Genomic DNA, 10,014 nt, shown 5'->3' with positions numbered 1-10,014 from the left:
CAGGCAACTGCCGAAACTGGAGCCGACCCGCGGTGGTCATCCTGAACCTTAATAAGGCCTCCCAGGATCGACTGCTGCTCAAAGAAAACGTGGCATGAAAATGCGACAACTCCCTTGACAACGACCGTGAGCAAACGCTGGAAGAGCGCAAAGACGACCTCCAATCCCTGGTCAGAGGATTGAAGAAAGCCGTTGCTTTTATGCAGGAAAACCCGGACGAAACTGTTCGCATCGTGGCCGCCGTAACCGGACTCCCGGAGGAGCAGCAGCGAAAATGCACATACAGTCTGGACTGGCGGATCGGTTTTAATGAAAATGATCGCGCCAGCATGGTGATGACGGCCGGCTATCTCAAGGAGCTGGGAAAAATAGAGATGATTCCTGAATTTTCAGCCATCTTTTGAAAGGGATAACATTATGAAGATGAACAAATCTCACTCGTCCATTCTCGATTGTCTAGTTCGCTACGAGCGTTTCATTTTTGAAGAAACGCCGATCTATGTCAATCCTGTTGCACCAGACTGGTTTGTGCCCACAACCGCGGCTGCGACTGCTCTGGAGCGGGTCAAGGCTGGTCACGTTGAAACTGAGTTGTCTGCACAACTGCAACTGCACCGTTTGATGGAGCGGCTGCAACCGGAGTCCGAAACTTCATACGCCGGGCGAGCTGTGGAACGGCAGCTCGGAACACTGAAAGAATGCTGGCTGCATATCACCAACCGCTGCAACATGAGATGTTCTCATTGCCTGTTTGCTTCAGGGGAAGGGCACTGTGCCGAGCTGTCGCGCGACGATCTGTTCTCGACGATCGACCAAGCATACGAGCAGGGTTGTCGGTTGTTTTATTTCACCGGTGGTGAACCACTGGTTCATCCCGATTTCAAGGAAGCTTGCGAACGGATACTGGCAGATGGTGATGCCCACTTGGTTATTTTGACCAACGGCAAGGCTTTACCGAAATATGAAAGCTGGTTACAGCAGCAGGACATCAACCGCTTGCATTTTCAAATCAGCCTTGATGGCATGCAGGGTAATCATGACGCGCTGCGCGGTCGTGGCAGCTTTGAAGAGTTGCAGCGGAATTTACAGTGGCTGAAAGGCATCGGCCTGTCGGCAGCGCTGTCGATGTCGATCAATCGCAACAATGTTCATGAAATGACCGCTGCGGTCGATTTTGCCGCGGAGCAGGGGATCGCAAACCTGCACTTCATGTGGTTGTTCATAAAAGGCAAAGCTGGCCGCGAGCTATTTGTTTCGCCGCAGAAAATTTTCCGCAGTGCGCGGCAGGCTTTCGAAAGAGCTCAGGAGAGACGTGTCACTATCGATAATTTCAGCATCATGCAGAGTCAGGTGTTCAATTTCAGCGGCATCCGCATGGATCTCAGTAATGCCTGCTGGGAGAGCCTGGCGATCGGTCCGGATGGAGCGATCTATCCAACCCCGGCGATGGTGTTTGAGGATGATTTGCGTTGTGGCCATCTGAGTGAAGGGTTAAATCAGGTCTGGCGACAAAGTCCGTTGATGGAGAAGATCCGTTCTCTGTCAGTTATTGAAAGTCCGCAGCTGAAATCTGATCCACTTCGGTTTTTTCTCGGCGGCGGCGATATCGACCATAGTTACCTCTTTTCTGGCCAATTCGTCGGCCAAGATCCTTATCTCCCCCTCTATCGCGATATGGCTCTTTATTTGATTGATCGGGAAGCTAAGCAGTTTCCCGATCACGAGACCTTTTCCTTGCGGTCGCGCATGGGTGAGCGGGTTGATGAATGCGATGAAAGTGGGGAATCGGTTTGTTTTACCCACTCCAATTGTGTTCTCACGCTGTCGGATGGCGATGGCCACGCTTCGATCCGCTCTTTTTATTCGCAGGCGGCTGAAGAGGTGAATGAGGATATCGTCAACCCGGTGCATTATGATAGCGAGTTGGTTGAGCATATCCCGGAATCGGCGCGGGTGCGCAGTTACGGTTGCGGCAGCCCGGTCATGGATTGCAACCTGCAGTCGGGCGAGACGCTAGTCGATCTAGGGTCCGGAACCGGTGTTGAGTGTTTTATTGCCGCCAAGCAGGTCGGTAGGCTGGGACGGGTTTACGGCGTTGATATGTCCGACACCATGTTGACGCAAGCAAACTCGGCTCGCGACAAGGTGGCTGAGCAGCTCGGTTACGCCAACATCGAATTCAAGAAGGGATTCCTGGAAGAATTACCTTTGGCCGACGGTTGCAGTGACGTAATCATCTCTAACTGCGTCATCAACCTCGCTCTTAACAAGCGACAGACTTTCAAGGAAATTGCCCGTGTACTCAAGCCGGGAGGTCGTTTGCTGATTTCCGATGTCGTGCACAACACCGAGATTCCGCTGGCGATTAAGCTGAATGAGAAATTGCGTGGCGAGTGTATCGGCGGCGCCATGCATGAGCGTGATCTGTAAGGTGGCCCCGGTTGTTAGGACAGGTCGGCGGCGGGAATAAGGTGGGTAGCCTTCATGATTATGCCGCCAGTTGGAGAGCCGGGCCAGCGTAGCCGGGTCGGGGTTTTTGCCAATATGCCTCATCCGGAGTTCTGTCGTCCAGACTGGAGTGAGGGCGGCTTGTATTGTACTGGTCGATCCAGTGCCTGAGCCCTTGTCGCACCTCGCTTCCGCCCTCATAGGCATGGAGGTAAATGCTTTCGTATTTCAGTGAGCGCCAGAGTCTCTCGATCATGACGTTGTCCATCCAGCGCCCCTTGCCGTCCATGGAGATGCGGATCTCGGCGCCCTTGAGCGCATCGGTGAAGGCGTCGCTGGTGAACTGACTGCCTTGGTCGGTGTTGAAGATTTCGGGCTTGCCATAGCGGGCTAATGCATCTTCGAGCGCGTCCACGCAGAAGTCGGAATCCATGGTATTGGACAAGCGCCAGGAGAGAACCTTGCGGCTGGCCCAGTCCATGATGGCGACCAGATACAGAAAGCCGCGCCGCATGGGGATGTAGGTAATGTCGGCGCACCAGACCTGATTGGGCTTCTCGATTGTCAGTTCGCGCAGAAGATACGGATAGATCTTGTGTTGCAGATTCGGTTTCGAGGTGTTCGGTTTCTGATAGATGGCACAGAGGCCCATGAGCCGCATCAGGCGACCGATCCTCTTGCGGCTAACCCCATGCCCTTGACGGCGCAGATGTCGGGCCATTTGCCGGGCTCCGTAGTAGGGCGTTTCGAGGTGCTGCTTGTCGATCAGGCGCATCAGTTCCAGATTCAGCGCCGTTTCACCGCTTGGCCGATAGTAATACGAGGATCGATTGACGGTTAACAGTTCGCATTGACGCACAATGCTGAGTCGGGGATGGTCAGGTTCGACCAGGTTCTTCCTTCGAGAATGACTCAACGACCGAAGGCTTTGGCCAAAAAATCCCGTTCCACCGTGAGTTGCCCGATTTTTGCGTGCAAATCCTTGATCTGGGCATCATCTGCGGTTCGCGCCCGTTCGGCTTTACTGGAAAAAGCCTCGGCCATGTTGTCGATGGCCTGCCGTTTCCAGTTGGTAATCATGTTGGGATGCAGCCCATAGCGGCTACCCAGCTCGGAAATTGTCTGCTCGCCCTTGATCGCTTCCAGGGCGACCTTGGCCTTGAACTCGGCGGAGTAGCGCGTACGTTTCGTTTTGCTCATCAGGTGGTACCTCCTTCGTCGGTGTGCGGCTACCCACCTTACTACACTGTCCGAATTTTGGGGACCACCTCACTGTTCGGCATTCTGGAAGATTTCGGTTTTGAAAATATAAGCGTTGTCAAACGCTACCTTTACCGCGAGATTAAGGGGTATCCGTTTTATTCATTGACGTACCAGGCGTTCAAGCCGGGCCCCAAGAACGAGACCAGCCTGCTTTATCGCGGTCCTTTTGCCGGTGTGGTGACTGATAATGGCCAGCTGATTCAGCGTGGCTGTAGCACCAACGTCAGCCTGCCAGCAAACCTGCCGATAGGCACAGATGTCATGCTGCTTGACGACAAGGGGCAGGTGACCAACCTAGAACAGAAGATGGACTGTTGCTGTCTGCCCGATTTCCGTCCTCCGACTGATCTGCCGCAGGTTGAGAGCAACCACAAGTCGGGTTGTATGGTCTGCGGTGAGCCGATCATTATTCTGGCCGAACCGCAGGAGTTGAGCTGCCACTATTGTGGCAAGAGAGGACGGGTTGAAAGCAGCTGGGAAAAAGGACATTTCGTCTGCGATCAATGCCACATCCAGCCCGCAGCGGATGCCATCCGCAACGTCTGTCTGACCACCAAGGAAAAGGACGTCATCGCTATTTTCCAGGAACTGCGTTCACGGCCTGAGTTTCCGACCCACGGTCCGCATCACCATCCCATGGTTCCAGGCATTCTGTTGGCGGCCTATCGTAATAATGGCGGTGCTATCGGCGATGAAGAGATTCTCACCGGGATCAATCGCGGCACCCAGATTCCGGGTGCCTCCTGTTCCTTTTTAGGTGTCGATGGCGCGGCCGTCGGGGTCGGCATTGCCTTCTCGGTTATCCTTAGAGCATCGCCATTTAACGGCAAGCTGCGTCAAACTGTGCAGAAAATTGTGATCAGGGTATCCGAAAAAATCGCTGAGCACCCTTTCAGCAGGTGTTGTCAACGAGAATGCTGGCTGGCCTTAAAAGAAGCCGAGGCGATCTCCCGAGAGCTGACCGACACGAACATTTTGGCGTCTAGACTGCTCGTTTGTGATCAGTTCAAGCAAGCCGATCACTGTGCCGGGAAACTTTGTCCGTTGTTCCCATCCGCGAAAGATAACCAATAGGTGCAGAGTTTATGGTCAGCGTGGCACTCAAGAGAGAGAAGGTGGTCGTCGCTTTAAAAACGAACGACAAAGTTTGGGATTACGGTAGCCTGTTTTATGGCGGCGCGTCCCTGCTGCTGATTATTTTCGGGTGGCAGGTTGTTGCCTGGGCTGTTGACTGGTGGCGTGGCGTCCCTTTCCCAACACCTTTCGAAACCGGCTGGAAACTGTTGAAAATGCTGGCTGGGGAGCAGTTCCTGGGACATTCGATCTACCTGCACACCCTCAGCAGCATAGGGCGCTGGCTGAGCGGCTTTTCCATTGCCGTATTCAGCGGGGCACTGATTGGCATGGCTGCCGGGCGTTGGCGCACCTTTGAACGGTTGACAATGCCGTCGATCCAGGTCTTGCAGCTGATCCCGGGTTTGGCCTGGATTCCTGTTGCCATTCTGCTGTTCGGAATCAGTGACGGTGCCACCCTGTTCATGATTGCGGTGACTGCCTTTGCCCCGATCGCCATCAATGTTGCTGGTGGCGTCAAACGGGTCGATGAGATGTACATTCGCGCTGCCCGTATGCTTGGCCTGAATAACCGCATGCTGTTCCGGACCGTGCTGTTGCCGGGAGCGCTACCCCATATCCTGAGTGGATTGCGGGTCGGACTTGGTAGCAGCTGGCGGGTGCTGGTCGCCGCCGAAATGGTCGTCGGCAGCGGGACCGGGCTCGGCTATGCCATCATCCAGTCCCGCTGGACTCTCGATTTTGCCAAGAGCTTCGTCTGTATTGCGATCATCTGTGGTATCGGGCTGATCGTAGAGCGGGTGATCTTTATTCCGTTGGAAAAAAGAACCATCGAACTCTGGGGTTTAAGAAGGGAGGTTTGAGCATGTTGATCGAAGTTGCCGACATCAGCAAAGCTTATCCGCAAGCTCGTGAGGGCGAGTCTGCAGCGGTGGTGGAAAACCTTTCTTTTGCTATCGCCGAAGGTGAGTTTGTCTGTATCATCGGGCCGAGTGGTTGCGGAAAATCGACTTTGCTCAACATGATCGCCGGGTTTATCCCGCCGGATCGGGGGAAGATTTGTTTTGACGGTCGCCAGATCAACCGTCCCGACCCGGAGCGAGCCGTTGTTTTTCAGGAAGCGACCCTGTTTCCTTGGATGAACCTGCGTCGCAACATCGAGTTGGGTCCTAAAGCTGCAGGCGTAGCGAAAACGGAATTGCATCGAATCGTCAACGACTGCCTCGCCTTGGTCGATCTGAATTGTTCGCAGCAGGCCTATCCGCATCAACTCTCTGGCGGAATGAAGCAACGGGCGGCATTGGCGCGGGTGCTGGCCCTGCAGCCACGGCTGTTGCTGATGGATGAACCGTTCAGTGCCCTCGATGCCGATACCCGCGAGCATCTTCAGGATCAGTTGCTGAAAATCTGCGCCAAGCGCCGGCAGACAGTTGTTTTTGTCACCCATAGCGTTGAAGAAGCGGCTTATCTGGCTGACCGGGTCATTATCATGGGCTATCCACCAAACAGGTGCTATGCCTCTTTACGGATTCAGCGGGGGCAGGAGCGCAGTCGTACTGATAAACAGCAAATGTTCAATATTCTGCGTTTACGCGCCGCGCTCAAAGATCTCTCCCGGCAGCTGCCGGATGGCGCGAATGCGCCGCAGGGGTGTACACAGCAAGACGTTTGACGGCATCAGTAGAGGAGTGGGGTGGCCCAGGGGAACTAAAACCCCGGGTCGGTCTGTTTGCAGTTTGTTTAAACCGATCTGTCCCGCCCCTCTCCCCTTCAACACCGCCTCGGGCTTCATCCCCTGACTGGAAAACTCGTCGGCTGTCATCTCATCCGCCTTCCCTGCAGTTATCGCCTGACCCTCATGCACTTAATCACCGAGCGGGACAATCAGCAGGGTGAAAAATTCTGTGTTACCCTTGGACAACGACAATCCCTCCATTCCAAGGATCATACCATGGAGATTCTCCTCGTCCTTACTTTCTATGACCGCCTTGGCGATAGCGGTGAGAAGACCGGGTGGCTCGAAGAATTCGCCGCTCCCTATTACGTGCTGAAGGATGCCAAGGCGTGACAGCCCGCGCTGGTCAACGTGCGCGGCAAGGACGGCGACTTTCTCGCCAAGGGGCGGCGCGTAGCCGGTTTTCCCAATGCCGAGGAGGAGGCCGTGGCATTGACTAGCGTGGTGCCTCTTTTGCTGGACGGCTCAGGGAGCGAAGAGTCTTCTATCGGCAGGGGTCGGACTGTCGAGGTTGACGGCTTGCTGATTACGGGCCAGAATCCGGCCTCTTCGGAGCTGGTGGTCCGGAAGTTGCTGAAACTTTTTGCCTTCTGAATGAAAGGAAGATGCGGATGTTTGCCTGGTTGAACAAGCTGTTTCGTCGTGAAAAGCGCACCGAACTTCCCGACAGTCTCGTCGATCTGCGCGGTTCCGATCCCTGCTGGTGCGGCAGCGGCCGCAAATACGCGTGCTGTCACCGTCCGGAAGATCGACGCCGGATGCGTGAGCTCGGCATCAGTCCGGCGGCGTACCGGAGTAATCCCTTTGTCTGAAAGCCCCGGCGCAAGGATGAGGTCTCATCCTGCAAGTGATTTTTTTGAGCTTTCGATAACTTTGAAAAATCGCCGTCGGATTTGGCCCGGATGGCGGTCATTGTCAATTTGTTCCATGTTTAAGGGAGGTGGATTATGCGTTGGCGGGATGGCCGGAGAAGCGACAACGTGGAGGATCGGCGCGGTATGCGTGTGACGGGGGGGCAGAAGGTTGGGGGCGGTATCGGCGTAATTATCCTGGCGCTGATCGCCATGTACTTCGGCGTCGATCCGGCCATTGTCCTTGATCAGGGGGCGCCGACCGGCATGTCGGGCGGAGATTCGGTGGTAGTTTCTCCCCGTTCCCCCGAGGAGGACGTGCTGGCCGATTTCGTTTCGGTGGTGCTTGCCGACACCGAAGATGTCTGGCACGACATCTTCCGGCAAATGGGGCGGGAGTATCGGGAGCCGCGCCTGGTATTGTTTACCGATGCGGTGGAGTCGGCCTGCGGCTACGCCCAGGCGGCGGTCGGACCCTTTTACTGTCCTTCGGATCAGAGCGTCTACATCGACCTCGGCTTCTATCGTGATCTCAAGTTGCGCCATCAGGTTCCGGGGGATTTCGCCCAGGCCTACGTCATTGCCCATGAGGTCGGGCATCATGTGCAGAAGCTTCTGGGAATCCTCGATCAGGTGAACAACCTGCGGCGGCGGGTGAGTGAGGTGGAGGCTAACCAGCTGCTGGTGCGGTTGGAATTGCAGGCCGACTGCATGGCCGGACTCTGGGCCAACCACGCCCACCGCGCCCGCCAGGTTCTCGAAGAGGGGGATATCGAAGAGGCGCTGAACGCGGCCAGCGCCATCGGCGACGACCGCCTGCAGCGCCAGTCCCGGGGCTATGTTTCTCCCGACTCTTTCACCCACGGCACCTCGGCCCAGCGCGTCGAGTGGTTCACCCGGGGCGCCCGCACCGGCGAACTGAGCCAGTGCGACACCTTTGCCGCCGGCCGGCTCTGAGGATTTCATGACTGTGAAAAAAACGAACGGCGGACTGGTCTATTCGAGTGAGCATGGGCGGATGTGCCCCGCTTGCAACCGGCCGAAAGGGGAGTGTGCCTGCGCCCGCACGACGGCGGCTCCACCGGCGGATGGCGTCGTGCGGGTCTCCCGCCAGACCAAGGGACGCAAGGGCAAGGGGGTGACCCTCGTCACCGGCGTCCCCCTCGATGTCGCGGGCCTCAAGGCGCTGGCGACCCGACTCAAGCAGCAATGCGGCTGCGGCGGCACGGTCAAGGACGGGGTCATCGAAATCCAGGGGGATCACGCCGAGCTGCTGCTGGAAGAGCTCAAGAAGCTGGGATGGACGGTCAAACGCGCCGGCGGCTAGGGCCGTCCGGTTTGCCCATGGTCGTAGCCCGGCCCTTTTTTCTTTCCTCCCGTGAGTCCTTATGATTCCTTTCGATACCCTGCTCCTGTTTTTTACCACCTCGGTGCTGCTCGGCCTCTCCCCCGGCCCGGACAACCTCTTTGTTTTGGCCCAGTCCGCCCAGCGCGGACCTGGTGCCGGCTTACTCGTGACCCTGGGCCTGTGTACCGGACTCTTGGTCCATACCGCCGCCGTTGCGTTCGGGTTGGCGGCGGTCTTTCAAGCCTCGGTGCTCGCCTTCAATCTGTTGAAATGGGCCGGCGCCGGTTATCTGCTCTATCTTGCCGTTCTGGCCTTTCGCGCCAAAGCGGATGCGGTCGATTCTTCCGGAGCCGCTGTCGTGCCGCGTTCTCGGCTGTACCGGCGGGGGATCATCATGAACATTACCAATCCCAAGGTCTCGGTCTTCTTCCTGGCCTTCCTCCCCCAGTTCGCCGACCCTAGCCGGGGGCCGCTGGCCGTGCAGCTGCTCATTCTCGGCGGGATCTTCATCGTCGCCACCCTCCTCGTATTCGGTTCCGTCAGTCTGCTGGCCGGCGCCGTCGGTGAGCGTTTGCGGCGCTCCGGGCGAGCACAAATCCTTCTTAATCGCCTAGCCGGAACGGTCTTCGCCGCTTTGGCCCTGAAACTTGCGACGAGTACGCGCTGAGGCCGAAAGACCCGGGGATAGGGGGAGTTTATGTGGGATCAGCGCTATGCCGCGCCTGACTATATTTACGGCAAGGAACCCAACGATTTTCTCGCCAAGGTGAGCGGATCGCTCTTGCCGGCCAGGGTGCGGTGTCTAGCCGAGGGGGAGGGGCGTAACGCCGCCTTTCTGGTCTGCTTCTGGGCCTTTCCAGAACGACGACGGAAGCCGGAGACGGAACGGGGTGTCACTTCGGGCGCGGAGCGGTGGTGCGGATTGTCGCGCGAAAACCCTGAGTTTGGGCCACCGCCAGGGTAAAACCGGCAGAAAAAAACTTGACCACCGGCCCGGCCCTCTCTATAATCCACCCACTTTGCCGAAGTGGTGGAATCGGTAGACACGTCGGTCTCAAAAACCGATGCCTTCCGGGCGTGCCGGTTCGAGTCCGGCCTTCGGTACCAAGCTACAATCTAAGAAAGTCCGATAAGGACCAGGGAACCCGCCTAAATGGCGGGTTTTTTGTTGGTGCGCCAGGCATGGCGCGTGGTGCGTAAGCACCAGATGATTGATCGTGGTGGTCAATCGTTGACTTGGAGGTGAAAGTCCTCTACGGACCCTGATGACGGGAACCGTTAGCTGAACGGCAAGG

The 10,014-nt window shown here is 56.8% G+C and carries 10 protein-coding genes, 1 tRNA gene and 2 pseudogenes; 12 read left to right on the top strand and 1 reads right to left on the bottom strand.

Annotated elements, in window-relative coordinates; genetic code table 11:
• Nucleotides 1-179 precede the first annotated feature (179 nt).
• Both RBR25_RS16840 and RBR25_RS16835 read left to right on the top strand, forming a co-directional pair.
• Entirely contained in the window at nt 180-404 is a 225-nt protein-coding gene (locus tag RBR25_RS16840) for a hypothetical protein (RefSeq protein WP_432820703.1), read from the top strand.
• A 13-nt stretch (nt 405-417) separates the two neighbouring features.
• Nucleotides 418-2,430, top strand: a complete 2,013-nt coding sequence (locus RBR25_RS16835; RefSeq protein ID WP_432820702.1) for a methyltransferase domain-containing protein — start codon at nt 418-420, stop codon at nt 2,428-2,430.
• Between the two features lie 58 nt (nt 2,431-2,488).
• On the opposite strand, the gene RBR25_RS16830 is transcribed toward RBR25_RS16835, so the two are convergent.
• A protein-coding gene (locus RBR25_RS16830) for an IS3 family transposase (RefSeq protein ID WP_432820701.1) occupies nt 2,489-3,648 on the bottom strand; the annotation gives its coding sequence in 2 pieces (ribosomal slippage) (nt 2,489-3,375 and nt 3,375-3,648; 1,161 coding nt in all).
• A gap of 57 nt (nt 3,649-3,705) precedes the next feature.
• On the opposite strand from RBR25_RS16830, the gene RBR25_RS16825 reads away from it, so the two are divergent.
• The 10 genes and pseudogenes from RBR25_RS16825 (at nt 3,706) to RBR25_RS16780 (ending at nt 9,826) form a co-directional block, all read left to right on the top strand.
• A complete protein-coding gene (locus tag RBR25_RS16825; protein ID WP_432820700.1) occupies nt 3,706-4,785 on the top strand; it encodes a DUF5714 domain-containing protein in 1,080 nt (359 codons plus the stop codon).
• 11 nt (nt 4,786-4,796) lie between these two features.
• Nucleotides 4,797-5,648, top strand: a complete 852-nt coding sequence (locus RBR25_RS16820; protein WP_432820699.1) for an ABC transporter permease — start codon at nt 4,797-4,799, stop codon at nt 5,646-5,648.
• A gap of 2 nt (nt 5,649-5,650) precedes the next feature.
• Nucleotides 5,651-6,457 carry an ABC transporter ATP-binding protein gene (locus RBR25_RS16815; protein ID WP_432820698.1) on the top strand — a complete coding sequence of 269 codons (807 nt, stop codon included), beginning with the start codon at nt 5,651-5,653 and terminating at the stop codon, nt 6,455-6,457.
• 279 nt (nt 6,458-6,736) lie between these two features.
• Nucleotides 6,737-7,114: pseudogene (locus tag RBR25_RS16810) on the top strand (hypothetical protein).
• 17 nt (nt 7,115-7,131) lie between these two features.
• On the top strand, nt 7,132-7,332 hold the full coding sequence (locus tag RBR25_RS16805) for an SEC-C metal-binding domain-containing protein (protein WP_432820697.1): 201 nt from the start codon (nt 7,132-7,134) through the stop codon (nt 7,330-7,332).
• 135 nt (nt 7,333-7,467) lie between these two features.
• On the top strand, nt 7,468-8,328 hold the full coding sequence (gene ypfJ / locus RBR25_RS16800; protein ID WP_432820696.1) for a KPN_02809 family neutral zinc metallopeptidase: 861 nt from the start codon (nt 7,468-7,470) through the stop codon (nt 8,326-8,328).
• Nucleotides 8,329-8,335: 7 nt separating this feature from the next.
• Entirely contained in the window at nt 8,336-8,698 is a 363-nt protein-coding gene (locus tag RBR25_RS16795; RefSeq protein WP_432820695.1) for a translation initiation factor Sui1, read from the top strand.
• A 61-nt stretch (nt 8,699-8,759) separates the two neighbouring features.
• Nucleotides 8,760-9,386: a LysE family translocator gene (locus RBR25_RS16790; RefSeq protein ID WP_432820694.1), complete on the top strand. Its 627-nt coding sequence runs from the start codon at nt 8,760-8,762 to the stop codon at nt 9,384-9,386.
• A gap of 30 nt (nt 9,387-9,416) precedes the next feature.
• Nucleotides 9,417-9,557, top strand: a pseudogene (locus tag RBR25_RS16785) (SAM-dependent methyltransferase); the annotation flags it as partial.
• Nucleotides 9,558-9,740: 183 nt separating this feature from the next.
• Nucleotides 9,741-9,826 (top strand) — tRNA-Leu (locus RBR25_RS16780).
• The last annotated feature ends 188 nt before the right edge of the window (nt 9,827-10,014 follow it).

The organism is Trichloromonas sp. (assembly GCF_034006665.1).
In the GTDB taxonomy this organism is placed as follows: Bacteria; Desulfobacterota; Desulfuromonadia; order Desulfuromonadales; family Trichloromonadaceae; genus Trichloromonas.
This window is presented reverse-complemented; position numbering and strand designations above follow the sequence as displayed.